The organism is Algoriphagus resistens, from assembly GCF_001442615.1.
Classification (GTDB): Bacteria; Bacteroidota; Bacteroidia; order Cytophagales; family Cyclobacteriaceae; genus Algoriphagus; species Algoriphagus resistens.
On the sequence record NZ_LMXN01000004.1, the window covers coordinates 171,086 to 198,056 of the forward strand.

The 26,971-nt window shown below is 42.4% G+C and carries 25 protein-coding genes and 1 riboswitch; of the genes, 11 read left to right on the forward strand and 14 right to left on the reverse strand.

The window, feature by feature from the left end; translation table 11 throughout:
• The first annotated feature begins 94 nt into the window (after nt 1–94).
• The 3 genes from AS141_RS09200 to AS141_RS09210 are packed head-to-tail and all read left to right on the forward strand — an operon-like array spanning nt 95 to nt 5,813.
• Nucleotides 95–1,183, forward strand: a complete 1,089-nt coding sequence (locus tag AS141_RS09200) for an efflux RND transporter periplasmic adaptor subunit (protein WP_057937361.1) — start codon at nt 95–97, stop codon at nt 1,181–1,183.
• Between the two features lie 30 nt (nt 1,184–1,213).
• Nucleotides 1,214–4,381 (forward strand): efflux RND transporter permease subunit, encoded by a 3,168-nt coding sequence (locus AS141_RS09205; protein ID WP_057937362.1) that lies wholly within the window; start codon nt 1,214–1,216, stop codon nt 4,379–4,381.
• Nucleotides 4,374–5,813, forward strand: coding sequence for a TolC family protein (locus AS141_RS09210; RefSeq protein ID WP_057937363.1), 1,440 nt, complete (start codon nt 4,374–4,376; stop codon nt 5,811–5,813). The genes AS141_RS09205 and AS141_RS09210 overlap by 8 nt, the downstream gene beginning before the upstream one ends.
• 94 nt (nt 5,814–5,907) lie before the next feature.
• Here the strand turns inward: AS141_RS09210 and AS141_RS09215 are convergent, their stop codons facing one another.
• The 6 genes from AS141_RS09215 to AS141_RS09240 form a co-directional block, all read right to left on the reverse strand.
• Complete coding sequence (locus AS141_RS09215) at nt 5,908–6,444, reverse strand: lipocalin family protein (protein ID WP_057937364.1); 537 nt, start codon at nt 6,442–6,444, stop codon at nt 5,908–5,910.
• A gap of 421 nt (nt 6,445–6,865) precedes the next feature.
• Nucleotides 6,866–7,561 (reverse strand): ABC transporter ATP-binding protein, encoded by a 696-nt coding sequence (locus tag AS141_RS09220; protein WP_057937365.1) that lies wholly within the window; start codon nt 7,559–7,561, stop codon nt 6,866–6,868.
• The gene (locus AS141_RS09225) at nt 7,558–9,051 is read right to left on the reverse strand and encodes a DUF5687 family protein (protein WP_057937366.1); all 1,494 of its coding nucleotides are present in this window, start codon (nt 9,049–9,051) and stop codon (nt 7,558–7,560) included. Before AS141_RS09225 ends, AS141_RS09220 begins: the two co-directional genes overlap by 4 nt.
• Nucleotides 9,052–9,203: 152 nt before the next feature.
• Nucleotides 9,204–10,169, reverse strand: a complete 966-nt coding sequence (locus tag AS141_RS09230) for an ABC transporter ATP-binding protein (protein ID WP_057937367.1) — start codon at nt 10,167–10,169, stop codon at nt 9,204–9,206.
• Nucleotides 10,170–10,172: 3 nt separating this feature from the next.
• The gene (locus AS141_RS09235) at nt 10,173–11,204 is read right to left on the reverse strand and encodes an iron ABC transporter permease (RefSeq protein WP_057937368.1); all 1,032 of its coding nucleotides are present in this window, start codon (nt 11,202–11,204) and stop codon (nt 10,173–10,175) included.
• On the reverse strand, nt 11,191–12,351 hold the full coding sequence (locus AS141_RS09240; protein ID WP_057937369.1) for an ABC transporter substrate-binding protein: 1,161 nt from the start codon (nt 12,349–12,351) through the stop codon (nt 11,191–11,193). The genes AS141_RS09235 and AS141_RS09240 overlap by 14 nt, the downstream gene beginning before the upstream one ends.
• A 99-nt stretch (nt 12,352–12,450) precedes the next feature.
• Nucleotides 12,451–12,664: riboswitch (cobalamin riboswitch) on the forward strand.
• A 113-nt stretch (nt 12,665–12,777) separates the two neighbouring features.
• On the opposite strand from AS141_RS09240, the gene AS141_RS09250 reads away from it, so the two are divergent.
• The 3 genes from AS141_RS09250 to AS141_RS09260 all read left to right on the forward strand — a co-directional run bounded on the left by AS141_RS09250 (nt 12,778) and on the right by AS141_RS09260 (nt 16,817).
• A complete protein-coding gene (locus AS141_RS09250; protein ID WP_057937371.1) occupies nt 12,778–14,637 on the forward strand; it encodes a TonB-dependent receptor in 1,860 nt (619 codons plus the stop codon).
• Nucleotides 14,634–15,683, forward strand: a complete 1,050-nt coding sequence (locus AS141_RS09255) for a YncE family protein (protein WP_057937372.1) — start codon at nt 14,634–14,636, stop codon at nt 15,681–15,683. The genes AS141_RS09250 and AS141_RS09255 overlap by 4 nt, the downstream gene beginning before the upstream one ends.
• Before the next feature lie 264 nt (nt 15,684–15,947).
• Entirely contained in the window at nt 15,948–16,817 is an 870-nt protein-coding gene (locus tag AS141_RS09260; protein ID WP_232424870.1) for an ATP-binding protein, read from the forward strand.
• A 185-nt stretch (nt 16,818–17,002) separates the two neighbouring features.
• Here AS141_RS09260 and AS141_RS09265 read toward each other — a convergent pair whose 3' ends face one another.
• Genes AS141_RS09265 through AS141_RS09275 form a run of 3 tightly spaced genes read right to left on the reverse strand, consistent with a single transcriptional unit; the run spans nt 17,003 to nt 19,145 of the window.
• Complete coding sequence (locus AS141_RS09265; protein ID WP_057937373.1) at nt 17,003–17,743, reverse strand: DUF4163 domain-containing protein; 741 nt, start codon at nt 17,741–17,743, stop codon at nt 17,003–17,005.
• A 2-nt stretch (nt 17,744–17,745) separates the two neighbouring features.
• Nucleotides 17,746–18,741 carry a methylmalonyl Co-A mutase-associated GTPase MeaB gene (gene meaB / locus AS141_RS09270; RefSeq protein ID WP_057937374.1) on the reverse strand — a complete coding sequence of 332 codons (996 nt, stop codon included), beginning with the start codon at nt 18,739–18,741 and terminating at the stop codon, nt 17,746–17,748.
• On the reverse strand, nt 18,738–19,145 hold the full coding sequence (locus AS141_RS09275; protein WP_057937375.1) for a hypothetical protein: 408 nt from the start codon (nt 19,143–19,145) through the stop codon (nt 18,738–18,740). Before AS141_RS09275 ends, meaB begins: the two co-directional genes overlap by 4 nt.
• 53 nt (nt 19,146–19,198) lie before the next feature.
• On the opposite strand from AS141_RS09275, the gene AS141_RS09280 reads away from it, so the two are divergent.
• Genes AS141_RS09280 through AS141_RS09290 form a run of 3 tightly spaced genes read left to right on the forward strand, consistent with a single transcriptional unit; the run spans nt 19,199 to nt 20,828 of the window.
• Nucleotides 19,199–19,729: a CopD family protein gene (locus AS141_RS09280; RefSeq protein ID WP_057937376.1), complete on the forward strand. Its 531-nt coding sequence runs from the start codon at nt 19,199–19,201 to the stop codon at nt 19,727–19,729.
• Between the two features lie 11 nt (nt 19,730–19,740).
• Complete coding sequence (locus AS141_RS09285) at nt 19,741–20,391, forward strand: SCO family protein (RefSeq protein ID WP_057937377.1); 651 nt, start codon at nt 19,741–19,743, stop codon at nt 20,389–20,391.
• On the forward strand, nt 20,388–20,828 hold the full coding sequence (locus AS141_RS09290) for a c-type cytochrome (RefSeq protein ID WP_057937378.1): 441 nt from the start codon (nt 20,388–20,390) through the stop codon (nt 20,826–20,828). Before AS141_RS09285 ends, AS141_RS09290 begins: the two co-directional genes overlap by 4 nt.
• 1 nt (nt 20,829) lies before the next feature.
• On the opposite strand, the gene AS141_RS09295 is transcribed toward AS141_RS09290, so the two are convergent.
• A complete protein-coding gene (locus AS141_RS09295; RefSeq protein ID WP_057937379.1) occupies nt 20,830–21,249 on the reverse strand; it encodes a hypothetical protein in 420 nt (139 codons plus the stop codon).
• 128 nt (nt 21,250–21,377) lie between these two features.
• On the opposite strand from AS141_RS09295, the gene AS141_RS09300 reads away from it, so the two are divergent.
• Nucleotides 21,378–22,199 carry an aminotransferase class IV gene (locus AS141_RS09300; RefSeq protein ID WP_057937380.1) on the forward strand — a complete coding sequence of 274 codons (822 nt, stop codon included), beginning with the start codon at nt 21,378–21,380 and terminating at the stop codon, nt 22,197–22,199.
• Nucleotides 22,200–22,238: 39 nt separating this feature from the next.
• Here AS141_RS09300 and AS141_RS09305 read toward each other — a convergent pair whose 3' ends face one another.
• Genes AS141_RS09305 through AS141_RS09320 form a run of 4 tightly spaced genes read right to left on the reverse strand, consistent with a single transcriptional unit; the run spans nt 22,239 to nt 25,780 of the window.
• A complete protein-coding gene (locus tag AS141_RS09305) occupies nt 22,239–22,679 on the reverse strand; it encodes a hypothetical protein (RefSeq protein WP_057937381.1) in 441 nt (146 codons plus the stop codon).
• Nucleotides 22,680–22,707: 28 nt separating this feature from the next.
• A complete protein-coding gene (locus AS141_RS09310) occupies nt 22,708–23,973 on the reverse strand; it encodes an ABC transporter permease (RefSeq protein ID WP_057937382.1) in 1,266 nt (421 codons plus the stop codon).
• Nucleotides 23,970–24,602 carry an ABC transporter ATP-binding protein gene (locus AS141_RS09315; RefSeq protein WP_057937383.1) on the reverse strand — a complete coding sequence of 211 codons (633 nt, stop codon included), beginning with the start codon at nt 24,600–24,602 and terminating at the stop codon, nt 23,970–23,972. Before AS141_RS09315 ends, AS141_RS09310 begins: the two co-directional genes overlap by 4 nt.
• Nucleotides 24,603–24,604: 2 nt before the next feature.
• On the reverse strand, nt 24,605–25,780 hold the full coding sequence (locus AS141_RS09320; protein WP_057937384.1) for a hybrid sensor histidine kinase/response regulator: 1,176 nt from the start codon (nt 25,778–25,780) through the stop codon (nt 24,605–24,607).
• 286 nt (nt 25,781–26,066) lie between these two features.
• On the opposite strand from AS141_RS09320, the gene sucD reads away from it, so the two are divergent.
• Nucleotides 26,067–26,948, forward strand: coding sequence for a succinate--CoA ligase subunit alpha (gene sucD / locus AS141_RS09325; protein WP_057937385.1), 882 nt, complete (start codon nt 26,067–26,069; stop codon nt 26,946–26,948).
• Nucleotides 26,949–26,971 lie beyond the last annotated feature (23 nt).

Sequence of the window (26,971 nt, forward strand, 5' to 3'; positions counted from 1 at the left end):
ACCATTAGCCTCGCGCTAATAGGACTTCGTGTATTTCCTGTACACAAACACCCAAAATCACCCGAAAAACACTATCGTTTTTAAAAATCAACCTATGAAAAATCAAATTTTCATGCTCTTAAGCCTGTGCGGTACATTGTGGATTGCGGGCTGCAACTCTCATGGAGAAGAGCATAAGGAAAGTGAAACCACATTTCTGGTCACTAGCCCTTTAATTATGGATACATTGATCACCAAAGATTATGTCTCCCAAATACATTCCATCCAGCATATTGAGCTGCGTGCCCAAGAGCGGGGATATTTACAGAAAATCTATGTAGATGAAGGCCAATTGGTAAAAAAAGGCCAACTCATGTTTAAAATCATGCCTAAACTTTATGAAGCGGAGCAGCAAAGTGCCTCTGCTGAAGTAGATTTTGCAGAGATTGAATACCAAAACACCAAAACGCTGGCTGATAGAAATATCGTTGCACCGAATGAGCTGGCAATGGCAAAGGCGAAGCTTGCCAAGGCAAAGGCAGAATTGGCATTGGCAGAAGTCCATCTTCAATTCACTGAAATCAGAGCCCCTTTCGATGGGATTGTTGGTCGGTTCCGGGTAAGGGAAGGCAGTTTGCTAGACGAGGGTGAGTTGCTGTCAGAATTTTCTGATAACAGTAAAATGTGGGTTTATTACAACGTACCTGAAGCTGAATATTTAGAATATAAAGCCGAGGTGAAAAGCGATGAAGATGTTATTGTGAACCTTTTGATGGCAAACAACAAGCATTTCGCCTACCCGGGTGTAGTAGAAACAATTGAAGCTGACTTCAACAATGAGACCGGTAACATTGCTTTCAGGGCGACCTTCCCAAATCCGGAAGGCTTATTAAGACACGGAGAAACCGGCAACATCGAAATGAGCATTCCTTTAAAAGATGCGTTGTTGATTCCGCAAAAAGCAACATTTGAGGTTTTGGAGAAAAAATATGTGTATGTGGTGGATGAAGAGAATAAAATCCGCTCAAGAGAAGTGACCATTGCAGCAGAAATACCGCACGTATACATTATCTCCGGAGGTCTGGAAAAAACCGACAAAATACTCCTTGAAGGTCTCCGTCTGGTTAGAGAAAATGACGAAATACACTATGATTTCGTAGCGCCACATACAGCCCTGTCTCAGTTAGACCTGTATGCAGAGTAGTCAATTCTCTCATCAAAACCAGCAGTAAAAATGTTTACTACATTCATAAAAAGACCAGTCCTCGCGATTGTGATCTCAATCATGATCGTATTTGTAGGCTCACTCGCCATTAAGCAGTTGCCTATCTCTCAGTTCCCCCAGATTGCGCCGACCACTGTGAGTATTTTCATTGCTTATCCTGGCTCGAGTGCAGATGTGTTGGTCAAGTCTACCCTAATTACCCTGGAAAACTCTATCAATGGTGTCCAGGGCATGAGGTACATGGCAACCGATGCGACCAGTGCGGGTGAAGCTACGATCAACATTATATTCGAACCCGGAACGGATCCAAACCAGGCCGTTATACGGGTCAAGACGAGGGTGGATCAGGTAATGCCTCTTCTTCCCGAGCTTGTTCAACGGGAAGGGGTGGTAATTACGCCTATTCAGCCTAGTATGCTGATGTATGTCAACCTGTATTCCAAGAGTGAGAACATGGATGAAAAATTCCTGTATAACTACGCGAATGTGAATATGATCCCTGAAATCAACAGGATCAAAGGTGTGGCAAGATCACAGATTCTAGGGAGCCGTACGTATGCAATGCGTGTATGGCTGAATCCAGACCGTATGCGTGCCTATAATATTTCTGTTGAGGAAGTAATGGAAGCATTAGGAGACCAAAGTATTGTAGGCCGACCGGGTAGAATAGGCCAAAGTTCCGGTATCCAGGCCCAGTCTCTTGAATATGTATTGACATACAAAGGACGCTTCAGCAAGCCTGAAGAATATGACAACATCATCATCCGGGCAAACGCCGAAGGTGAGTCTATAAAACTGAAAGACATTGCCAGAACCGAACTTGGAAGTGAATTCTTTGATATCTATTCCAATTTAGACGGACATCCATCCGCAGCGATCGTATTGAAACAAAACTACGGCAGTAACGCCAGTGATGTAATCGAGGAGGTAAAGGCAAAGTTGGAGGTAATGAAAGCTTCTTTCCCTCCGGGAATGGACTATCAAATCAGTTATGATGTGTCCCGTTTCCTGGATGCGTCAACCGAACAGGTAATCCATACGTTGCGTGATGCATTCATATTGGTAGCTTTAGTCGTATTTATCTTCCTGGGCGACTGGCGGTCTACGTTAATTCCGATCATTGCGGTACCGGTATCATTAATCGGAGCCTTCTTTGTACTCCAGATGTTTGGACTTTCGATCAACATCATAACCTTGTTTGCCTTGGTACTCGCGATAGGTATTGTGGTCGATGATGCGATAGTGGTGGTGGAAGCGGTACATGCGAAAATGGAGGATTTCCCTCACCTTACCCCCTACCAGGCAGTAAAAAGGGTTCTGGGGGAAATCTCTGGTGCGATCATCGCGATCACAGCAGTAATGGTTTCTGTGTTCTTACCTATCTCCTTTATGAGTGGACCAGTAGGAACATTCTATCGCCAGTTCTCGATCACCATGGCAAGTTCAATTGTGATTTCTGCAATCATCGCATTGACCTTGACTCCGGTTTTATGTGCCATGTTGCTGAAAAACCATCATGGCAAAGAGAAAAAAAGAAATCTTCTTACGAAAGGACTTGATAGTTTCAACAGTGGTTTCGACAAACTGACCGGGAAGTATGTAGGCCTTCTCCGGTCAATGGTAAGTAGAAAATGGCTCACTTGGGCAATCTTACTGCTCTTTGGAGCAGGGATAGTTTTCGAAAACCAAATACTTCCGGCAGGTTTCATCCCAAGTGAAGACCAGGGAACAATCTACGCGATCATCCAGACTCCTCCCGGGGCCACATTGGAAAGAACCAACCAAGTCTCACAGAAACTTCAGAAGATATGCGAGGAAATTGACGGGGTAGAATCTGTTTCTTCTCTAGCAGGATATGAGATCATGACTGAAGGCCGTGGGTCCAACGCTGGGACCTGTTTGATCAACCTGAAACCTTGGGGTGACCGCAAACACACCGTGAAAGAAATCATGGAAGAGCTGGAGGAAGAATCCAAAGGACTCGGTGCGGTGATAGAATTCTTCGAACCTCCGGCAATCCCGGGATTCGGATCTTCAGGGGGCTTCTCCATGAGGTTACTGGATCAGACTACTACAACAGATTATCAAGAATTTGACAAGATCAACAAGAAATTCATGGATGATCTCAGCGCGCGTAAAGAGCTTACTGGCCTGTTCACCTTTTTTGCTGCCAATTATCCGCAATACGAACTGGAAATTGACAACGATAAGGCAATGCAAAAAGGCGTTTCCATCGGAAAGGCCATGGAAAACCTGAACATCTTGATTGGTAGTACCTATGAACAGGGATTTATCCGGTTTGGCAGGTTCTTTAAAGTATATGTACAGTCTGACCCTTTATTCAGACGCCTACCTTCGGACGTCTTGAATCTGTTTGTGAAAAATGAAGCAGGAGAAATGGTTCCCTATTCTGCTTTCATGACCATGAAGAAAACACAGGGGCCTAACGAGGTGACCCGGTTCAACATGTATAATTCAGCCTCCATCAGAGGTCTTCCGGCGCCTGGTTACACAACTGCGGATGCTATTCAAGCAATCAGGGAAGTCTCTGCCCAAACACTTCCCAAAGGTTACGATATAGCCTGGGAAGGATTATCCTACGATGAATCCAACCGAGGAAATGAAGCATTATACGTATTCTTGATCGTATTGGTCTTCGTTTATTTCGTATTGGCCGCCCAGTATGAAAGCTTCATTATTCCGCTGGCTGTGGTATTCTCACTTCCGGCAGGGGTGTTTGGTTCATTCTTCCTATTGAAGATGATGGGATTGGACAATGATATCTATGCCCAGATCGGGCTGATCATGCTCGTAGGTCTATTGGGTAAAAATGCTGTTTTGATCGTAGAGTTTGCCGTGCAAAAACGTCAGGAAGGACTAAGTATTCTAGAGGCTGCCATTGAAGGTGCCAAGGTGCGTTTCCGACCGATTCTAATGACATCATTCGCATTTATTGCAGGTTTGATTCCATTGATTTTGGCTTCTGGAGCTGGTGCGATCGGTAACCATACCATTGGTGCATCAGCACTGGGTGGGATGCTGTTCGGTACCGTTTTCGGGGTAATCATCGTTCCGGGTCTATATTTCATATTCGGAAGTATGGCTGATGGCCGTCAGATGATCAAGAACCAAGATGAATCTCCATTGTCCGAACAAAAACACCATTCACATGCTTAAAAGAATAATATATACCTGTCTGGGAGCAGCGGCTTTCAGCCTGGCAGTGTCTGGATGCAAAACGCCGGAACTCATACAAAAAGATGTAAATGATGCGGTACCAGAGCACTATGCAAATAGCGATCAGGACACTACAAATACAGCCTCAGAAGTAGTGTGGCAGGACTATTTTAGTGACCCTTACTTAAAGGCCTTGATAGATACTGCCCTGAGCAACAACCAAGAGTTGAATATCACTTTGCAGGAAATCCAAATCGCTCAGAATGAGGTAAGAGTCCGCAAGGGAGAAATACTTCCCTCTGTAAGTGTAGGGGCAGGAGCAGGAGTGGACAAAGTAGGGCGGTACACCAGTCAGGGTGCCAATGATGCCAATACCGACATCAAGCCTGGTGAGGAAATGCCTGATCCATTGCAGGACTATATGCTTGGTGCTTATGCAACTTGGGAAGTCGATATCTGGCACAAATTGAGAAATGCCAAGAAATCAGCAATGACCAGGTATTTGGCCAGTGTGGAAGGAAAAAATTTCATGGTGACCAACCTGGTTTCCGAGATTGCGAAATCTTATTACGAGTTGATGGCATTGGATAACCAGCTGGCAATCGTAAAGCAGAATATTGAGATCCAAAACAATGCCTTGGAAATAGTAAAATATCAGAAAAATGCTGCGCGAGTCACCGAGCTGGCGGTTCGCAGATTTCAAGCACAGGTGCTTAATACCAAAAGTCTTCAGTATGGGATTCAACAGGAGATTGTAGAAACTGAGAATAGAATAAATTTCCTTGTCGGAAGATTTCCTCAGAAAGTAGAGAGAAATCCAAATGCATTTGGGGCATTGGCTCCAGAGGCAATCCAGGCTGGAATACCTTCTCAACTTCTGGCAAACCGACCTGATATCCGCCAGGCCGAGCTGGAATTGGCAGCTTCAAAGATTGATATCAAAGTTGCCAAAGCTGATTTCTACCCATCTCTGGAGATTACGGCCGGTGTTGGCTTTAACGCTTTCAATCCCAGCTATCTCTTCACTTCTCCACAGTCTCTGATTTACTCGCTTGCAGGTGAGCTTGTGGCTCCCCTAATCAATAGAAATGCAATCAAGGCTAACTATATGACTGCGAATGCGAAGCAGATCCAGGCTATCTACAACTATGAAAAGACCATTCTTAATGCATATGTGGAAGTAGCAAATCAGCTTTCAGCTATCCAAAATCTAGAACAGTCCTATACTCTGAAGTCTCAGGAAGTAGAAGCACTTACCCAGTCCATTGCTATTTCCAATGAACTCTTCAATTCTGCAAGAGCTGATTATATGGAAGTACTCTTGACTCAACGGGACGCACTCGAATCGAAATTTGAGTTGATAGAAACCAAGATGAAACAAATGAATGCCAAGGTTAACATCTACCAGGCCCTTGGCGGTGGTTGGAAATAAATTGGTTGATTAAAGGTTGAACGTCTATCCATTTAATGGTGTGGATAGCAACTTCGAAAGCCCTTCTAATGTTTAGAAGGGCTTTCTTCAGGTATTAATTTCGAGTGAAATAGGCAGTTCCTTCTGCTTTTGTTTCAAATGTTGATCCATTTGAATCTTCGGTTAATTCTTTAATAAAATAAACTACCAGCGAGGTATTATTTAATTCAATTATTTTTAGTTCGTCTGTCTGCTGAGCTGAGTTAGTAGTAAGTAATTTATCCCCATTAACTACCCAAGTCCCATTTTGGAAGAAGTTGTCTATCTTTATTTCCTCCTCATAAGATGTACCGTTTGTTTCTGTTTTTAGAGACACTACATAGTAACCTCCCCCAGTGTATGTATTAGGTGATTCGTTAAATGACACTTTAGCATCAGATTCAGTCGCTGTTCCTACACTTTTCGATTCAAAGATATCGCCATCGAATGTCATTTTGCTTGTTACCGAGTACTCGTAGGATTCAAAGTCCCAGTCACCTATTAACATTTTTGAATCCACAGGTGATTCGTCTTCCTTGGAGCCACATGAGAAACTAAGGCCTATCACTGCCAGTAAGACAAAATTTTTGAAACTTTTCATTTGATAATTCATACGTTTATTTTGAGCAAGATGCGAATATAAAAAATTCGTTGACTTAAACTCTTATTTTTTCTTGGTATAAAATTTTTAGATGAAATCGAGCATGTTGCAGGCAACACACAGAGGAATGATTATAATGCATGCGAGATTCCATATTGCCCTTAAAAGACAATTATAATCATATGAAATCGAGCATGACACGAATGTCACACACTGGGATGACTATTATCTATGTGCCCCTAAAAAAAAATATAATCACCTAAATGTAAATAGGTTTTAGATCCAGTAAATTTCTATTCAGGGAGGAAGTAATCCCCATAAAGTGGACACTTTTATGCTATACGTCCAAATTTTAAGTAAAAATGGTCACGTCTTGCAAACTTGGCCAGAAGAAATACTTATTTATAGCACATGTTTATATACTACATAAACCTTATCCTGTAAAATAAGCATCCAGCTCAGTCAGCATCTCGGATTTATCTTTTAGGTCATTGATGATTTTACCCTTTTCTAAGAGAACAATCCGATCACAGATTTCTGTCACATGATTCAGATCATGACTGGAAATCAAGAAAGTAACTTGCGAATTTTGCTTCTCCTGAAGAATCAATTTCTTTAGTCGGATCTGAGAACTTGGATCCAGGTTTTCAAACGGCTCATCTAAAAACACTACCTCGGGATTCCCCATCAATGCAGCTGCAATGCCTACTTTCTTTAAATTCCCTTTAGATAAATCGCGGATGTATTTCTTCTTCCCTACTATTTCATCATTAAAGAATTCGGTAAATTTAAAAAGATGAAGCTGTAAATCTGCTTCCGAAAGTCCATAGATTTTGCGAAGGGTTTGGAAATATTCATCAGCAGTCAAATAAGACAATAGCATATGCTCATCCAGATAAGCTCCCGTCACACGTTTCCACTCTTCGGATTTGCTTACATCCTTCCCATCTATCTCCACTTTTCCCTGTGAAGCCCGAACTAAATCCAGCATAATCCTAAACAGTGTAGTCTTGCCCGCTCCATTATTCCCCACCAATCCAAAGCATTCGGATTTCGGGATTTCTAGTAGGGGGACATCCAGGACAACAGTTTCCTTATATTGCTTTTTGAGATCTTTGACTTGTATCATAACTCTTGGCGGAATGAAGATGAAATTTCGTAACGGTTTTTCATAACCCGGTTTATATTAATAGTTGTAAGCTTATTAAAAAATAAAATCCCCAACACTCCTATCGCGCCCAGAGCTAACAATCCCACATAAGAATTAAAAATCAATGCAAATGGAGCATAAATAATATATGGTGCTACCATCATGGGAATAATCATTAGAAACTGGGCTGCCCCTACTCCTTCGTAATTGAACATTGCCCCTTTATTAAGATCCATTGGTTTTGGCTTCCAAAGTGCCAGATAAATAATCAAATGGATCAAAACACCAGCATTAAAAAGGAACGTTGCCAAATGAATAAATAAGAATTTCCATCCAAAATATACATACGGGATAGAGAGTAAGAAACACACTAGAGAAATGGATAACAGCAGCAGGTATTTCCCTCTTACCAAATTTTTAACCCCATCCTTTCGGTTAAGGAAAAAATCAAAATACCCTGAATTCCAACTCAGGAAAAGCTGTCCATACTGGATCATAAAAATCCCGGTGATAAACACTCCCACGAAAATAAACATGAAACTAAATCCTCCAGCTCCTGTATCATTATACTGGGGATTGTCATAGAAAATCATTCCATACAATAGAAAAAATGCACTTAACAGTAAAAAAGATCTGCTTTTCTTATGACGGATAATCAGCTTCCATTCCAGATTAGCCAGCTCCCCTGCCATTCCAAATCTCGAAAAAAATCCGACTGACTGGTTGACAAACCGCACCTCTTCTTCCTGTGCCAAATCCTCCAAATAGGCATTATTCAGGTAATAGTGAAATGCCAGATAATAGCCAACCATACAAAAGACCAACATCACACCCATCGGAATAAAACTACCCATGGCAAACGTAAAGAACGGAGCTACTATTTCCCCTAAATTAAACCAACCCATGTACGTAGAACCACCACCCAGAAGAAGGATGATAAATACAATCATCACCCCAATCAAACTATCTTCAAAGCGCTGCTTGAACCACAACATAAACCAATGTAATGTCCAACTTAGTAACACAACTGTTCCAAGCCAGTATACCGCCCCCGAATTTCCGTGAAGATTTGCTATCTCCATGAAAGCAAAAGGTGTAAAAAGCATTAAGGCGATAATACTTAATGGAGAGAAAAACGACCTTCCCAAGAGCATATGCATAATTTTTCTCTTCGAGATTGGCAAATGTAGCAGACTTTCGAGCTCGATCACAGGGAGCTTCTGAAGAAAATACCTGTACATAAATTCCACTAAAAAGAAGAAAATCAGCCCTGCATTCAGGACTTCTATGGTGTTCTTCCCCTCTGAAATTGCTTCTAAAATTTTATTTAGGAAAATACCGGCCATAAATAAGTATCCCAACAACATGATAACCAAGAATCCTAGGAATATGGCTACCATCACGCTTTTAGCAAAAGCTGTGGATCTGAAACTTTTTAGGAATTCCAATCGGATAAGTTCAAACAGCATACAATCTTAGGAGTAAAATGATTTCAGATTTCAGGACAAAAAGATAGGGAAAAGATAGTTTAATCCTTGCCCTGACCTTCAATAAAAGTGTTTTAAAATAGCATACTACTAGTTAACCAATAAACATTACCATTATCCGGCGCTTCTAAACCTCAAATCAAAAACCTCAACAACTCTTCAATTCTAGAAAATTCCCTACCCGCATACTTGATTACAAAAGGAGGATTGTTCACCTCCATCCTTTCTGTCAGCACTTTTATCCCTGCTTTTTCAAGGGCTTTTTCAATCCATGAACTAAGTTCGTCCGGCCCTGAAATATCAAACTTCGCTCCATCAGCCCTTGATTCAACCCTTCCTTTTTTTACACTAAAGCGGAAATTCTCGCCAGGCAATAGCTGGTTGATCTGGCCCGAAATCACTAAATCCTCAGGCAAGCCTGAGATCAAAGGAGTACCACAATTCAGCAACCAGAAGCGGTCTGCAGTTTCCAAAGCAATTTCCAGATCATGGGTTACCACAAGAATTGACTTGCTCTGGCTTTTTGAGATTTGACGAAGCAAAAGCATGATTTCATAGCGGTTCACCAGATCCAAATGTGCAGTGGGTTCATCCAGCACCATTACCTTCCCATCCTGTGCAAGTGCTCTTGCAATCAATGCTTTTTGACGTTGCCCATCACTAATTTCAGAAAGTCGCTCGTCGCGCAAATATTCTATTTTTGTAGCAGAAAGAGCATTTTCAACCACCTCACGGTCAATTTCTTCCAGTTTTCCAGTCCAATTGGTATGGGGTATTCTACCCATTGCCACCAATTGCCCAACAGTCATATTTCCAGGTAAAAACGGCTCTGTCAACACCACCGAAAGTTCTCTGGCCAGTTCTTCATTTGAGAAAGAGGCTATTGGTTTTCCGTCTAGCGAAACTTCCCCATCGAATGGCTGCAACTGACCCAAAACAGCTTTTACCAGCGTAGATTTCCCAACGCCATTTGGACCGAGCAAACAGGTCAATTCTCCAGAGAAAAGCTCAAAATCCAATGTGGTAAGAATTTCTTTGCGAACGTTGCCTTTAGAGTAACCCAGACTAAGATTGGAGCCGATTATAGTTGCTTCTTGCATGGTTTAGAATTCTTTGCTGAAGTTTTTGCGAAGCACCAAACTGATTACAATCGGTGCCCCCACCAGTGATGTGACCGCATTGATCGGTAGCGTCTGTGCAGATCCCGGTAGCTGACCTACCGCATCGCATAAAAGCAATAAACTAGCCCCTATTAACGCTGTGGCAGGAAAAAGTATCCGATGATCTGAAGTCTTCCAAACTATTCTTGCCAGGTGCGGGACGGCTATTCCTATAAAAGCAACCGGTCCACAAAAAGCCGTAACGCTACCCGCCAGCAGGCCTGTGCTCAGGATCATCAGCCAACGCAAACGATCAGAATTGATACCCATACTTTTTGCATAGCTCTCTCCCAAAAGCATCCCGTTATAGGACTTAACAGAAGCTACCACGGGAATAATCCCGATCAGGATCACGAAACTCAACACCCAAACCTGATCCCACACCAATCCGCCCAGACTCCCCATGGACCAAATGGTGAAAAGCTTCAATGCTTCCGCTCCAGAGAAATAGGAAAGAACCGAAATAATCGCTGAAACCGCCGAACCGAACATCAGTCCCACAATCAAAAGCGTCATGCTGTCCTTAACTTTCCAAGCCACCAAACTCACTGTAAGCAATACCAAACTTGCTCCTAAAGTGCCTGCGATAGCAATTGCCCAAGGGTTGACCATACCTCCAAAGGCAGCGGTACCCAAAGCAGATCCAGCCAACATGAGGATAGCAACTCCAAGTCCCGCTCCCGAACTAATCCCTAATACAAAAGGACCGGCAAGGGGATTCCTGAAAAAAGTCTGCATCTGCAATCCGCTGATACTCAAACCGATTCCAGCCAATATCGCGACCAGCGCTTTTGGCATTCTATAATTTAAAATGATCTGCTCACGAGAGGCTTTTTCCCAATCTCCAGCGAAAATTCCCGAAAGAATCTCACTTGGAGAAATGGAAACTGATCCCAAACTGATATTCAGCAGAAAACTGAACACTAAAAGAATCAGCGCAAAAAAGAGCAGAAGAATTGAGCTATTTTGTTTCATCGAGTTGCTGATAAAAATACAACTCATACCCAGGAAGTAAACTAGGATGAAGAATTTTGATCAGGTCTTTCAGTATCAAATCCGGTCGCATGTATCCCAGTTCAAAATATTCCAGTCCTCCTTCCCTTCCTCTTTTTTGGGTATATGAAAAGACATTTCCCGCTTGAAAAGCACGAAATGCTCTATATCTAGGCTCTGAATTCCCCATGGTTTGCAAATCAGGAAAATCAGCAGATCCAATCCAAAAATCAGCTTCCTGTGCATTCTCAAGTACAAATTCATAATTCAACTGTACACTTCCAGTTCCTTTTTGACCTGAGAAAATATAATTTCCACCTGCATTTTGGAGGATTTTAGCTCCCCAGCTCCCGCTTCCTGGCGCGTACCAAATATCCTGATAAAGCACTCCGCTAAGCACTGTGGGCCGCAGGGAATCAACAATAACATCACTTAATTTTTCAGCTTCAAGGTAATCATTTTCCACCTGTTCAAAAACCACTTTAGCTTCCTCGTATTTTCCTAAAAGCGCTCCGGTAAACTTGATCCATTCAGCTCTCCCCAGCGGATGCTGCTCTACATATTCCCCATTGATTACGGCCGGAATATTCGCCTGGGCCAATAAATCCAAGTATTTCAGATCTTCCCCCATTGTAGAAACCATGACCAGATCAGGAGCTATATCGATGACCATTTCCGTATTTGCTGCGGGCCCATCCCCCAGATCCTCCACTGCACCCGCATCAATCAGTGCCCATGCATTCGCTGATGAGATCAAATCATGATTCGGAAATCCTACCAATAGATTCATTTCGTTCAATAGGTCCAGATGCGGGATTTGCGTAGTAGAAGTCAGAACGACCCTTTTTACCGGAAGCTGAATGACAGCATCGAAATTCCCTTCTGGCTTTTCCGCATTTGGTTCCAGTATTAAGTACCTAAATACTCTATCTGCCCCGGTCCAGGCATTAGTGACTTCCACTTCCCAAAAATGATTTCCTTTGGAAATAGTAAATCCCGAAGCATAGCTTAAACCTAGTTCTTCAAGCTCCTTAGACTCTTCGGGCTTCTTCTCTTTACATGCTGAAAAAGAGTTAATTAAACCCAAAAATAAGAAGGCACTCAAAAACCTATACAGTATGATTTTCATGAAATTCCCAGAAGATATTGAGTCCCAAAATAAGCTCGGGATTTCGCGACTTCCAAAATTTGTCGCCAAACAGATTTTTTTTCTAAGCTTTACCAATCTACTTTTGCAGCTGAAATGGGTTCCTAAACTCGCATCTGAGCTCTTGGGATTAAAAGGGAATTTGGTGCAAAACCAAAGCTGTCCCCGCAACTGTAAGCTGAGCGGATTTATCCGCAGGAGATTTGTCAATCACGCCATTGTTCCGTAGGAAACCGGAATGAGAAGGCGGCAAATTAAGGCTAGCCAGGAGACCTGCCGATTTCAGTTGATTCTGTGCTTTCGGAGGAAAAGCGATGAAGAATGTGCTGAACCGTCTATATCGGTTTCAATTCCTTCTTCCCATTTCTCTTCAAGCCCGAATCGGATTTGTAACTAATTCGATCAGGCATGATTTTGCTTTTGTGGGTTTATTCATTTGTCGGCTTTAGCCCGATCAGCCAGGATACAATTCCTCTGACTGAAGTGGAAGTCTTTGCGCCTGCTTTGGATCGGTTTGCCCAAGGGCAAAAAGTGATCAGCTGGACAAAAAAAGAATTGGAAGATTTCCAAGGCCGCTCGCTTGGTGATATTCTTCAAGAGCAATCCCCGATTTTTGTAAGACAATATGGCGCAGGAATGATCGCTTCCCCTTCTTTTAGGGGGACATCGGCCGGACACACGGCTGTCTTCTGGAATGGGCTCCCAATCAACAGTCCTTCTCTTGGGCAAAGCGACTTGTCCATTTTGCCTGTTTCCGCTATCGATCAGGTAGATCTACAGTTTGGAAATGCTGGAGCACTTCTTGGAAATGAAGCCATCGGTGGCTCGGTAAATTTGGGTACTGAAACTGATTTTGGAAAAGGTTTTCGAGCGGGGATTTCCCAGCAAATAGGAAGCTTTGGACTGTTCAACAGCAATTTATCTGGAGGGTTTTCTTCCAATAATTTTAGCAGCAACACTAAAATCTATCGAGAATTTGCCAGAAACAATTTCCCGTACAAAGACCTGGGGCAATTTGGAACACCAGAGGTAAAGGAAGATCACGCACAGGTTGAGCAAGTCGGAATTGTGCAGGATCTGGCATGGAACCTCAATCCAACCAACCTGTTGAAAGCTTCTTTTTGGTGGAATAAAACCGATCGGATGGTACAGCCCGTGATGGGATCGCAAACCAATGATGTGCAGGAAGACCAGGCTCTGAGGGTTGTGATTGATTATTTCCACTTTGGGGAAAGGTCGGTATGGAATCTAAAAACAGGATTTGTCCACAATGAGCTTCTCTTCAATCAAAGCGAGAATACCACTTCACAGTATTTTCTTGCAGGAGATTGGGATCAGGGAATTTCTGATCAATGGACTTTAAAATTCGGCGCCAGATATACACTGACGAAAGGAGATTTGAGTACGTACCAAGCAGATGACAATCGAATCGAACTGTATCAAAGCACAAAATTCTCTGCTTCAGAACAGCTTTCTTTTGCCTTAAATCTTCGGCAGCTTGTATATGAAGGCAATTTGGCCCCCTTCACTCCAAATCTGGGAATGGATTGGGAGCTATGGTCCAAAGAATCCCAGACTCTTCAGCTAAAAGCTTCTCTGGGTAAAGGATTTAAAGTCCCGACCCTGAATGACCGTTTTTGGAACCCTGGCGGAAACCCAGACCTGCTTCCTGAAGAAAGTATAAGCGGGGAAATCGGATTGACCTGGAACAAACAGGGGAATGTAAATTGGTCTCAAGGTCTGACCTATTACAAAATGTCGGTGGACAACTGGATTATTTGGCTCCCCAAAGGAAGCTTTTGGACTCCGGAAAACATAAAAAAAGTCAACAATCAGGGACTTGAATATCAAGGAAAAGTCAATGGGAATCTGAAACTGTGGAAATGGGAGTTGATTACTTCTTATAGCTTCTCCCAAGCCATTACCAAAGAAGGTATCGATAAAAATGATCAGTCTGTAGAAAAACAACTTCCCTACACACCTCAACATCAAGCAAATGCAAAGTTTAAAGTCGAACGGGAAGCATTTTCTGCTTTTCTAAGCACATGCTACGTAGGCGAGCGATCCATCACCGCTGACAATCCCCGCCTAATGCCATCCTACCAACTCTTCAACCTAGGTTTGGGATACGACAAGCTTCAGCTTGGCAAGGTCTATATCCCGCTGGGTTTTCAAGTCAACAATCTATTCAATACTGACTACCAAGTACTCTATTTGCGGGCTATGCCAAGAAGATCTTATCAATTCAATTTATCTATATTATTATGAAGCTAAAACAACTACTCTGGGCGTCAGCCTTGCTTTCAGTCTCTTTTGCCTGCTCAGACAGTGGCGATGAAAAGCCATTAGACAAATACGAAACGGGCATTTTGATCATGAACGAAGGTAATTTTGGGACTAATGATGGAGAAGTTTATCATCTCAACCCAAATACAGAAGAACTTCTTCCTAATATTTTTGAAGCAGAGAATTCTCGCCCTTTCGCAGGTTTGCTAGAGGACATGGTACTGGAAGCAGACAGAATGTATCTTGTAGCAAACACCGGGAAAGTGGAAATCGTGAATCCGGCTGACTTCAAAAGTCTGGGAGCAGTGGCAGCAGAATTGGACCAGCCTAGGTCTTTGGCGGTGAACGGAAGCAAGCTTTTTATAAGCGATTATGGACCATATGATGCCAATTATGCTACACCTGATTCTTATGTAGCTGTAGTGAATGGCCTTGACGGCGGGGTGGTTTCGAAGAAAATCGAAGTTTCCAACAAACCTGAAGACCTTTTTTCTTATGGGAATTACATCATAGTTGCAGGTTCCGAGGAAAACAAAATTGAAATCATTGATGCAACTCAAGAAGCTGTGATCACTATACTGGATCTAGAGGCTTCTCCAAAACAATTCTATGCCGAGGACGGGATTCTTTGGATATACACGGTAGCGGCCGATGAGGTGAAATTTTACACTTTAAACCTTAGCACGCTTGCTTTGGGAACCACCTACACCGCCCCAGTGGCAAATGCTACCAGCAAAATAGCTTTTGATGGAGATGACGAAATGTATGTGTTGACCAGCTCAGGTTATCCTGATTACAATGATGCTGTAGTAAACATTGACATCGAAGAGAATTCTGCTTCTGTTACTGAATTGATCACCGGATCAGGATTTTACGGTATCGGCTTTGACGATGAGAGAGATCAGATCTATGTGGCAAACTCCAACGGTTTCCAGAGAAACGGGACGATTACCGTGCTTTCGGAAAGCGGTTCGGTAATCAGAACTTTTGAAGTAGGAAGAGGGCCTTCAGGATTCCTGCTTTATTAAGATTGAAAACTTGTAAAATAATCAAGCTGTTGGCTGTTATCAGTTGACAGCGAAGTATTCTTTGAACTTTTAAACAAACAGGCCGCTAGGGATTAATTTCATAGCGGCCTGTTTGATTTTCTGTGCCGACAATTTCGGATTGTATAATATCGTATTTTTAACCATGAAATTTGATCGATTATATTTTCAGAACCTTTCCAATAGTCTTGAAAAGAAAAGGTAATTCTCCTAACTAGTCCCAGACAAGTCGGAAAAACCACGCTTATCCATGAATTACTTACGGATAAAAAATATCTTTTTTTAGATGGCGACGATACTACAACCCGGCGTCTTTTGGATACACCGAATACAATGCAGATCAAGTCGATTCTCGATGATTATAAATATGTGTTCGTAGATGAAGCTCAGCGAATTGACAATATAGACCTCACTGCAAAAATAATCCATGATCAAATCCCTGATGTGAGACTGATCCTTAGTGGTTCATCTTCTTTTGAATTATCAGGATCAACCCAAGAACCGCTCACAGGAAGGAAATTTTCTTTCAATCTATACCCGATAAGTTGGAAAGAATTTGAGCAAAATGTGGGATTTGTAGCTGCAGAACAGGATTTTCCAAATCGGCTTGTCTATGGATTCTATCCCGAAATCATCACTCATGTAAGTGATCAAGAAACGCTGTTATATGAACTCACCGAAAGCTACCTCTATAAAGATGTGCTGGCATTAGGTATCATCAAAAAGCAAGATATAATCTTTCGCCTTTTACAACTATTAGCTTTCCAGATGGGGAATGAGGTTTCCTATAATGAACTCTCTAGGTCGCTTCAAATCGATGTAAAAACTGTAATAAGCTATATCGATTTACTCGAACAGGCTTACGTCGTTTACCGATTGGGCACTTTCAGTAGAAACCTAAGAAACGAAATTAAGAAGAATAAGAAAATCTATTTTTACGACAATGGGGTTCGCAATGCCCCTATCAAAAATTTGCAACCATTGCCATTGAGAAATGATATCGGCGCTCTTTGGGAAAATTTCTTGATGTCCGAACGGCTGAAATATTTAGAATATGAAGGGAGAAAGGTCAACAGGTTGGCGAACAAAATACCAACAGGAACTGGATTATATTGAGGAAAAAGATGGGGCATTAAATGCGTATAAATTTAAGTGGAATCCTGAATCAAAATTCTCGATTCCAGCTTCATTCAAGGGTACATACACAATAGAATATAACATGATCCATCGGGAAAATTTCCGGAGTTTTATGCTGTAGAATCAGCCTATCTTCACCTCATATCAGGTATACTCATTGATAATTACATTCTCACGACCCCTTCCAGATTCTTTAAATCAAACTGAAGATCCGTATACCCCAACACATATGGGCCGATTTCATACGGAATATAACTGAGGATTAATTTTCCATCCGCATAACCAATTGCATTCGGAAGAAAGAATCCTGTATCCGGTATAAAGAATCGTCCATCATCTTCAAGCTTTACGCCGTCGGCTACCTCATGGTATTCGCGAAATGCTTCCTCAGCCAGTTTGAGCATTTTCCTTTGGTCCAAAACCACCTGTTCCCTGCTTAGGGACTTTCCTGTTTGCTTATCGAAGTTCAGGTAATACACACTGGAATTGGGATGTGCCCCGCCGGAATAATTGAATTCGTTGAATACAAAGCTCAGCGTACTGTCGGATTCATAAGTCAGCTTCACCTCAAGTTCCACTGTCCATTCTCCTGGAGCATCTGGAAACTCCGTTTTAAATTCTTCATAAGAATCCAGGAAATCATTGGCGGCAGAATCAAGGTTATCAAGCTCCTTATCCGGATGAAAGTAAACGAGCAATTGTCTCATGATCTCTTCGTTGATCAAATCGGCTGATTCTGCATCAGCAGCTAAGGGATAGCTTATCTCTACTTTCCCACATGCATTGTCTATGCATCTTTGCGAGGATACTTTTTTGGTACTGAAGCTTACTAGTTCTTCACGCTGCTCTGGTTTGCTGCATGAGAATATAAGTACCGCTAGTAATAGAAAGAGCTGGAGTTTCATGGTCAATGTTGATCTTGATTAAAAAAAGCATCTATTAAATCCCTGGCTAAAGTCAATGGGCTAAGCTCTCCGTTTTCGACCCGAATACGGCTTTGATCCATCTTCCTTTGTACCTCTTTATGTTGAAAGAAGAATTTCCCCAACAAAAACTGAAGGTTTTCATCAAGCCAATTTAGACGCTGCCGGGCACGGTTTTCGGCCCAATAACCTGATTGCTGCATTTGAAGCTTGAATTTCCGAATGATTTCCCAAACTTCGCTTAAGCCTTCATTTGTCACTGAAGAAGCTGTCAATACAGGAGTAGACCAGTTGTTTTGGCCTAAAGGAAAAAGATGAAGTGCATTAGCGTAGATGGATTTAGCCTTCTTTGCAAGGATTTTATTTTCTCCATCCGCTTTATGGATTACCAGTGCATCAGCCATTTCCATAATACCTTTCTTGATTCCCTGAAGTTCATCCCCAGCTCCTGCGAGCATAAGAAGCAGAAAGAAATCCACCATGTTTTTCACAGCCGTTTCTGATTGCCCTACCCCTACCGTTTCGACTAAAATTACGTCAAATCCAGCAGCTTCACACAGCAACATTGCCTCTCTGGTTCTTAAACTGACACCACCTAATGTGGTGCCGGCGGGGCTGGGTCTGATAAATGCCCGATTGTCTCCTGCCAGCTTTTCCATTCGGGTCTTGTCTCCAAGTATGCTTCCCCTGCTCTTTGGGCTGGATGGATCTACCGCCAAAACAGCCAAAGTCTGTCCTTTCTCTACCAGCATCTTTCCAAAAACTTCTATGAAAGTACTTTTCCCCACCCCTGGAACTCCTGTAATTCCAATTCTGACGGACTTGCCGGTGAACGGCAGTAGTTCCTGAACTAAGTCAGATGCAAGAGACACGTCACTTTCCAACGTACTTTCTACCAGTGTAATTGCCTGACTCAATCTTTTTCGATCACCGGCAATCACACCTGATTTGTATTCCTGAAGAGTCAGGCGCTTCTTCATTTTGGATATCCTTCAATAAAACTGACATCTCCCATTGGACTTTTTTGGTATGTGGCTATCACATGTGGCTGTATTCCTTTGGCGAAATAAGGCTCCGTTGGTGACAGGCTGATCTTCTGATCCATGTCATCGGAGAAATAGAATACAATCGTCTTACCGTACTTGGTATGCGGCATGGCATCTCCATAGTCTCTCATCCAATCCCTGGTATTGTCAAGTGCTTTTACAGCATAAATCCGTACAACCGGCCCAGTGTTATTCTCATTTCTATAGTCAGCAAGCTCCTGAAATTTTCCTTCAAAGCGTCCCATCCCAGGCTGAGAAAGTGAATCTACAAGGATATACACTACGAGTCCAGCCACAATAAGGGCAATTATCCAGAAAATGATTTTAGAGCTTTTCAAAAACTAGGTGTGGTTATAAAGATTAGGCCTTAATTTAGCGTAAAATTCCGAGAATGACTTTCGAGTACCTCAAAGCACTTCATATCATTTTTGTAGTAACCTGGTTTGCAGGACTATTTTATATTGTCCGTCTGTTCATCTATCAAACCGAAGCAATAGAACGGCCTGAACCGGAGCGGCAAATCCTAAAGCCTCAGCTTGACTTAATGGCTTCCCGGCTTTGGTATATAATTACTTGGCCATCTGCTATTCTTACCCTAATCTTCGGATCTTTGGTACTGAGCCAACGGATGGGATATCTGGAAATGGGTTTTATGCATGCCAAACTTGGCTTTGTTTTCCTGCTGTACTGCTACCATCTTTGGTGTCACAAACTTTTCAGGGAACTCCAAGCAGGGCGAACCCGATGGAGCTCAACCCAGTTGAGGATATGGAATGAGGCCTCTACCCTGCTGCTCTTCGCTATTGTATTCCTGATCGTACTGAAAAGTACCATGAGCATGGTTTGGGGATTAGCTGGGCTCATTACACTTGGAGTGACCTTGATGCTGGCAATCAAGGGTTATAAAAAATTCAGAAATTAATATTAACTACCATGGATACAAGGTCTTCAATTCTTTACCTTCTTCTACTTTCGTTATTATTCTCTCAGTGCAAACCCGCCGGAGACAAAAAGACACCACTTCCCAAGCTTGGCAATTGGCATATGGATGAAAAAACTGTGGATGGAAAAGTAGTTCAGGATACTGTATACCATAAAATCTCAGACTTTTCCTTTATCAACCAAGACGGGGAAACAATCACAAATGAATCCGTTGACGGAAAAGTCTATGTGGCTGATTTCTTTTTTACCACTTGTCCTACCATCTGTCCGATCATGAAGAAGGAAATGCTCCGGGTTTATGAAGAATTTGGAGACAACCCAAACTTTAAAATATTAAGCCATTCTATTGATCCGACCCATGACACACAAGAGGTCCTGAAAGATTATGCTCAAAAGCTTGGAATTGAGGATGCGGAAACCTGGAATTTTCTTACCGGTGATCCTGAGAAAATATACGAAATAGGACAAACAAGTTACTTGACCACGGCACAGGAAGATCAAACTGCGGCCGGAGGTTTTTTACACAGCGGTGCTTTTGTGTTGGTAGACCAAAACGGTCACATTCGCGGTGTATACGACGGGACAAAAGCAGAGCAAGTGGATCAGTTGATTACAGATATTCCAAAAATCCTGGGTAAATGAAAAAGTACCTGATAATTCTGTTGTTTGCGGCAGCCTGTAGTCCAAAAAATTCTCAAAAGGAGAATACACTCTCACAAATTGAAGATCCTGAGGTAATGAAATACGCTGTCGAAGGAAAAACAATTTATGAAAACCACTGTGGGAATTGTCATCAAAACGATGGTACGGGTCTAGGTAAACTAATCCCACCTTTGAGAGATTCAGATTACTTTCAGAAAAGCATACACCGTACGGCATGGATTATGAAGCACGGGCAGGAAGGAGAAATCATCGTAAATGGCCAGAGCTACAACCATCCTATGCCAGCAAGCCCGCAACTCTCACCTCTGGAAATCTCTCAAATCAGTACATACCTATATAATATCTGGGGGATGAAAGAAGGAAAAATCACCTCTAAACAGGTGGAAAAATACCTGGAAGAGAGGCCGGAACTTTAACTTACTTCAGCAGCTCATCAGCTTTAGCCAGTGCCGCCTTCACATCTTGGTTTACTTCAGTAATCAAAACCATTTGTCCGTCAAGGTATTTTTTGAGTTCTTCCTCACTCATTTCACCATCTTCAGGTTCGTATTGGTGCATCCAATCAAACATGGCTTCGTATGCGATATTTAAATCATAGGCAAGCGCTTTATATTCCTCCACAGCCGATGAATCAACAGGCTCTTGGGCTTGCATCTCTTCAGCTTTTTCGATTGCTTTACGCTGTAGCGATTGGAGCTGTCCCATTTTAGGCATTACCTCATCATGAACAGCAATCACTTCAGCTCTGAGCTTTTCGTTCTCTTTCGAAGAACTTGATCCACAAGCATTTAGAATCAATAATAAGGGGAAAATTAAAAATAGAATTGTTCGCTTCATGATTCCTCAGTTTATTCATACCAAAGGTACTATTTTATCTATATATAGTATTATCTAGCAAGGTGATATTGGAAGGTGATTTATTCGGACAGAGCTATTAATTTTAGAAGCAATTAAACACTGACACTATGAAACCATTTTGCTTTGCCGACGGGCAAATTATTTCTACTGAAAAAGCCAGCATTCACCCGATGGACCTGGGTATAATAAGAGGGTATGGGATATTTGATTTTTTCCGGACAGTAAATTTCAAACCGCTTTTTCTGGATAGCTACTTAGATCGGTTTTTCGCATCTGCAGAAAAAACCTTTCTTCCTTTGGACTATTCCCGTGCCGAACTGAAAACGGTAATTCAGGATTTAATTGAGAAAAACCATCTTAAAGACGGGGGAATTAGAATGGTTTTGAGTGGAGGTGTCTCATCAAATCACTTTTCCCCTGCCAAAGGAAAGCTGTTCATTTTTGCCGAATCACTGATTTTCCCGGCCCAAGAGAAATATGAAAAGGGCATTAAATTACTTTCTCTCGAATATGTAAGACCGATTGCAGAGATTAAAACCACAAACTATGCGCTTCCGGTCTGGGACAGTATACGCTGGAAAGATGCAGGAGCTGAAGATGTTCTCTACCACATGAACGGTATCATAAGCGAAAGCTCACGTAGCAATTTTTTCATCGTGAAGGAAGGGATTATCAGTACTCCCGATGCACATGTGCTGATGGGAATCACCCGCAAACATGTGATAGAATTGGCTGGAGGCGTACAAATCAGGCCTGTCAGCATGCAAGAAGCACTGAATGCTGATGAGGCTTTTATCACCAGTACTACTAAGGTGCTTCTTCCGGTAACCCAAATCGATGATCATGAAATCGGAACTGGCAAACCGGGTACAGTCTCTCTTGGTCTGTTGGAAAAGTTCAGAGAATTGGAAAAAGAAATCTGTTACTGAAAAATCTTTACGTTGGTTAATTGGGAGAACTGAAATCTCTCAATTAACCAAAGACCCATTGGTCAAAATGTACATGAGTTTCTCAGGATCCTTACTATTCAGGGTAAGTGTTCCCCGTACCCTTACTCTGTTTGAAGTATATTTTATTGGTGAAGCCATAGCTACTTCCATAACGGTTTCAGGACCGCCTGAGCCGCAGAAGAAGCATTCCGCCAAAGGCAAACTTGAAAGAATGATATGTTCTGGCTTGAACATGCCCTCAAAAGGAATAATATAACCGTCAGCCTCCACCACTTTGCCTTCCAATTTAGTGATGTTCTCAGAAAATACCGGTACATACAGCTCCCCGTATTCATCTTCGGAAATTTTATAGGTTACCTCGGAGAGACTCTTCCAGACACTGGTACTTTGTGCCAAAAGGGGAGCTTGTCCTACAATCACCACTAGAATTGCCAAAAAGGCTACTTTAACTTTGCTCATATATTCGGGTTTTAAAATCTGCTGCTAGTTAAACCTTTGTCAATTGTTTTGCAATACTTGTTTGATAAGCTGCAAAAGCCGGAATCACTGAAGCCAACACTCCCACCACTAACGCATAAACTACTATCCAAAGTTCTTGCATTAGAAAAATCCATGGCTGAAGCGTGCTTACAACCCCCTGTTCATTGTAAGAAATAATGACCGAAAGGAACGTGTGCCCAAGTAAAATCCCAAGGATAGCTCCTATAGATGTCAGCATGATCCCTTCCAAAAAAATCAGCAGCAAAAGCTGAATCCTAGATGCTCCGATAGCCCGTAGGATCGCCAGATCGTATTTCCTTTCTTTCAATGAATTATACAGGGCAATAAAAATCCCAAGTCCTGAAATCCCTATGATCACGACCGCCAATCCTTGCAGCAGTGTAATCCCGACCCCAAGCAACTCGAAAAGCCTGGACATCTCAAAAGATGGGGACGCCGCTTGCATGGATGTGCCCGAATTGATCAACCGAGGAAGCTGGATCGCCGCCATGGGATTTCGGTATTGGATCAAAAGTGCAGTCAACTCTCTGGACTCATCGGTTTTAGGGAAACCTTTTGTAGCTATTGATTGCTGAGGATTGAATTCATGAGGCTCTTCGTGAACCGATGTAGAATCCCCAGTTTCAGCCGCTTCCCCTTCATCATGCGCGTACCAAATAGATTCCACGCTTGTCAAAATCAAACGGTCGAGCACATTGCCTTTTCTCTCCAAAACTCCGGTCACTTTGAATTTATTAGCATCATGGTCATGGCTTCCTATGCTTATCCCATGACTTCCTACAAATTCATCCCCTATACCAACTCCCGTTTTCTCAGCAACCTCCGCTCCTAAGATCACTTCAAATGGGTTTTCCCAAAGTTTTCCGCCATTCAGCTGGACTTCATATAGTGCGGGATAATCATGGTTTGTTCCCACAATCCGAAAACCCTGGAAATTATCCCCCAAAGCCATTGGAATTACCTTCTTCACCAATCGATTTTTTACTAGCTTTTGGGCCTCATCCATCGGGATATTTCCAGTAGGAAAGTCAATGTGATAGACTCCCGAGAGAATTATTTGCAAAGGACTTCCCTTGGCTCCGACAACCAAATCTATTCCAGCTGCATCCTGGTTCATTTTCTTTTCAAACTGATCCTGAATAAGTAGCAGAACGGTGATAATAGCTAGCCCCAGAGCCAGCAGAAACACATTCAACCCAGTAGAAAGTGGCCTGAAAGTCAAATATTTCCAGCTGAGTTTGAATAAATTCATGGTGCTTTTACTTCTACAAAGTTGGGAATATGCGCCTTTACACGCTGATCGTGGGTGACGATAATCAAAGCCGCCCCGATCTTAGCGGCCTGAGTCTGGAGTAGCCTGACGACTCTAACCGCATTTTCATCATCCAGACTGGAAGTAGGCTCATCGGCTAGAATTAATTTAGGAGAATTCGCCAATGCCCTGGCAATGGATACGCGTTGTGCTTCTCCTTCACTCAAAATCAACACGGATGAGTTAGCTTTATCCATCAATCCCAATTCTGCCAATAACTGTTCAATATTATGACCTTTTTTCTTTCCTAAAAAATGGGCCATCTGCAGGTTTTCTTTGACATTCAGGGCAGCAAGAAGATGTGGCTTTTGAAAGACTATACCAATTTCTTTTCCTCGAAACAAATCCAATTCCTGTCCTTTCATCGTTGCAATATTCCGTCCAGCCAACTTCACTTCTCCCGCTTCCGGCTTGAGTAATCCAGCCAATAAATTCAGTAGGGTGGTTTTGCCTGAGCCTGACTTCCCTAGCACGAGCATACTTTCTCCTGACTCTAAGAGGATATCCGGAAAAGCCAATGGCCGTTGACCTGGGTGGCTGTAGGTTAAATTCTTCGATTCAAAAAGCATAGTTAACTAACCGGGATTTCTACCCGAAAGGTTGTCCCGTTTTTAGGGTTACTCTCAAAACTAATCTGCCCATTCAATACATCCAGGCATTTTTTCACAATAGAAAGTCCCAGACCTGATCCCTCAACAATTCCTACATTTTTTGCCCTAAAGAATCTCTCAAAAAGCTGGTACTGTTCCTCGACTGGAATTCCCACACCATAGTCCTTGACGCTTCCTATCAACTTATTGTCCGCATACTCCAATTTAAATATAACCTCCTGTCCGTTTTTGGAATATTTGACACCGTTCGAAAGAAGATTCTCAAAAATCTGATACAAAAGCTCACTATCCGAAGTAATGACCTTTGGAAGATTTACTAGTTCTGACTTGATTTTCACTTCATTTTCTATTCCCGCATTTACGGTATCAAGCACTTCTTGGACAAAAGCTCCCAAAAACATCTTTTTGGGTTTGAACTCGATTTTATTTGCATCTGCCTTTCCAAAAAACAACACACTTGTCAGTAGATTATTCAGAGCTCTCACTGAATTCTCGATTTTGACGGCATGCTTTGCAATCTTTTGCTTCATGGGGTGATCCTTTTCTGCATAGATCTGCATCAATTGGGCAGAGCTCAAAATAGATGTCAGAGGAGTTTTGAACCCGTGTGAGACATTCAACACAATTCTAGATTTCAATTCATTGATTTCCCGCTCCTTTTCCAGCGCTTTGGTAAGTTCTATATTGGCATTGTAAAGCTCTTTGGTCCGCTGCTTAACTTTTTCTTCCAACTCATTGTTAAGCTTCTGGAGTTCCTTTTCTTTCCTGTCTTTATAGATCGCCAATTCAATCACCATGTTTAGCTCACGGATATTAAACGGCTTGATCACATAAGCACTTGGATTGGTACCCACCACCTTGTTAAGTGTCTCAGCATCAGAGCTTGCGCTTAGGTAAACTACCGGAATCCCATAAATCTCATTGATAATTTCAGTGGTCTTTATCCCATCCAGCTCCCCAGCGAGATTGATATCCATCATCACTATATCGGCATGTTTCTGAGACAAAACATCAAGTGCTTTTTCTCCAGAGTCCGCTATTCCAAGTATTTCGTGTTTGTTTTTCTCTAAGGCCCGCTGAAGCAAAAGTGCTGAAACCGGATCGTCTTCAACGATAAGAATTTTAAGGCTAAACATAGATCATGGTGGATGTAACAAATCTAATTTGGATCGAAAATATAAAAAATATGTGTCTGGTAAGTGTAAAAAGGACAATTGCTCAGGAAATTACTTCACACCCAGACTACACTTGCCTACCTTGAGACTCTATTAGAGCAGTGGAAACTTAAGTATTTTCCAGAATATCCAGTCTTAGAATACCCGCATTTTCAAAGAATCATCGAATTCCCTGCATATTGTTATCCTTTTCTTTTGTGGGCGGTGGGTTTATTATATTTTTGTGCCAAACTATAGAAATCGCATCATGAGTGTACTAGTAAATAAAAATTCCAAGGTGATCGTACAAGGATTCACCGGGTCTGAGGGTTCTTTTCACGCACAGCAAATGATCGAATACGGTACCAACGTAGTCGGCGGTGTTACTCCCGGCAAGGGAGGCTCGACTCATTTGGATAAGCCTGTTTTCAACTCTGTAGAAGAAGCCGTTCAAAAAACTGGTGCAGATACTTCCATCATCTTCGTTCCGCCTGCTTTCGCTGCAGATGCGATCATGGAAGCTGCAGATGCAGGTATTAAAGTAATCATCGCTATCACGGAAGGCATTCCTGTAGCAGATATGATGAAAGCCAAGCCATATATTATAGAAAGAGGTGCTACACTTATCGGTCCAAACTGTCCGGGTGTAATTACTCCAGGTGAAGCGAAAGTAGGCATTATGCCAGGCTTTGTCTTCAAAAAAGGAAGGATCGGTATTGTATCTAAATCAGGAACGTTGACTTACGAAGCAGCTGATCAGGTTGCCAAAGCCGGACTTGGTGTATCTACTGCCATAGGTATCGGTGGAGATCCGATCATCGGAACATCCACGAAGCAAGCTGTGCAGCTGCTGATGGAAGATCCTGAGACTGATGCGATCGTAATGATAGGTGAGATCGGAGGAAACTACGAAGCCGAAGCCGCAAAGTGGATCAAAGAAACCGGCAACAAAAAGCCTGTGATAGGTTTCATCGCCGGCCAGACAGCTCCTGCAGGACGTAGAATGGGCCATGCAGGCGCGATCATCGGTGGAGCAGATGATACTGCTGCTGCCAAAATGAGAATTATGAGAGAAAATGGAATTCACGTAGTAGATTCTCCGGCTGAGATTGGGGCTACAATGGCAAAAGCCATGGGTGTGAACGCTTAACTATTTGCTGGATGTCGGATTGC

Excerpts from the sequence above, each read along its gene's own strand:
- AS141_RS09230 (WP_057937367.1), bottom strand. The coding sequence starts at position 10,169 with ATGCAAGAAGCAACTATAATCGGCTCCAATCTTAGTCTGGGTTACTCT.
- AS141_RS09250 (WP_057937371.1), top strand. The coding sequence starts at position 12,778 with ATGATTTTGCTTTTGTGGGTTTATTCATTTGTCGGCTTTAGCCCGATC.
- AS141_RS09220 (WP_057937365.1), bottom strand. The coding sequence starts at position 7,561 with ATGATACAAGTCAAAGATCTCAAAAAGCAATATAAGGAAACTGTTGTC.
- AS141_RS09255 (WP_057937372.1), top strand. The coding sequence starts at position 14,634 with ATGAAGCTAAAACAACTACTCTGGGCGTCAGCCTTGCTTTCAGTCTCT.
- AS141_RS09300 (WP_057937380.1), top strand. The coding sequence starts at position 21,378 with ATGAAACCATTTTGCTTTGCCGACGGGCAAATTATTTCTACTGAAAAA.
- AS141_RS09285 (WP_057937377.1), top strand. The coding sequence starts at position 19,741 with ATGGATACAAGGTCTTCAATTCTTTACCTTCTTCTACTTTCGTTATTA.
- AS141_RS09225 (WP_057937366.1), bottom strand. The coding sequence starts at position 9,051 with ATGCTGTTTGAACTTATCCGATTGGAATTCCTAAAAAGTTTCAGATCC.
- AS141_RS09320 (WP_057937384.1), bottom strand. The coding sequence starts at position 25,780 with ATGTTTAGCCTTAAAATTCTTATCGTTGAAGACGATCCGGTTTCAGCA.
- AS141_RS09290 (WP_057937378.1), top strand. The coding sequence starts at position 20,388 with ATGAAAAAGTACCTGATAATTCTGTTGTTTGCGGCAGCCTGTAGTCCA.
- AS141_RS09315 (WP_057937383.1), bottom strand. The coding sequence starts at position 24,602 with ATGCTTTTTGAATCGAAGAATTTAACCTACAGCCACCCAGGTCAACGG.
- AS141_RS09210 (WP_057937363.1), top strand. The coding sequence starts at position 4,374 with ATGCTTAAAAGAATAATATATACCTGTCTGGGAGCAGCGGCTTTCAGC.
- AS141_RS09280 (WP_057937376.1), top strand. The coding sequence starts at position 19,199 with ATGACTTTCGAGTACCTCAAAGCACTTCATATCATTTTTGTAGTAACC.
- AS141_RS09205 (WP_057937362.1), top strand. The coding sequence starts at position 1,214 with ATGTTTACTACATTCATAAAAAGACCAGTCCTCGCGATTGTGATCTCA.
- AS141_RS09305 (WP_057937381.1), bottom strand. The coding sequence starts at position 22,679 with ATGAGCAAAGTTAAAGTAGCCTTTTTGGCAATTCTAGTGGTGATTGTA.
- meaB (WP_057937374.1), bottom strand. The coding sequence starts at position 18,741 with ATGAAGAAGCGCCTGACTCTTCAGGAATACAAATCAGGTGTGATTGCC.
- AS141_RS09215 (WP_057937364.1), bottom strand. The coding sequence starts at position 6,444 with ATGAATTATCAAATGAAAAGTTTCAAAAATTTTGTCTTACTGGCAGTG.
- AS141_RS09235 (WP_057937368.1), bottom strand. The coding sequence starts at position 11,204 with ATGAAACAAAATAGCTCAATTCTTCTGCTCTTTTTTGCGCTGATTCTT.
- sucD (WP_057937385.1), top strand. The coding sequence starts at position 26,067 with ATGAGTGTACTAGTAAATAAAAATTCCAAGGTGATCGTACAAGGATTC.
- AS141_RS09200 (WP_057937361.1), top strand. The coding sequence starts at position 95 with ATGAAAAATCAAATTTTCATGCTCTTAAGCCTGTGCGGTACATTGTGG.
- AS141_RS09310 (WP_057937382.1), bottom strand. The coding sequence starts at position 23,973 with ATGAATTTATTCAAACTCAGCTGGAAATATTTGACTTTCAGGCCACTT.
- AS141_RS09295 (WP_057937379.1), bottom strand. The coding sequence starts at position 21,249 with ATGAAGCGAACAATTCTATTTTTAATTTTCCCCTTATTATTGATTCTA.
- AS141_RS09265 (WP_057937373.1), bottom strand. The coding sequence starts at position 17,743 with ATGAAACTCCAGCTCTTTCTATTACTAGCGGTACTTATATTCTCATGC.
- AS141_RS09240 (WP_057937369.1), bottom strand. The coding sequence starts at position 12,351 with ATGAAAATCATACTGTATAGGTTTTTGAGTGCCTTCTTATTTTTGGGT.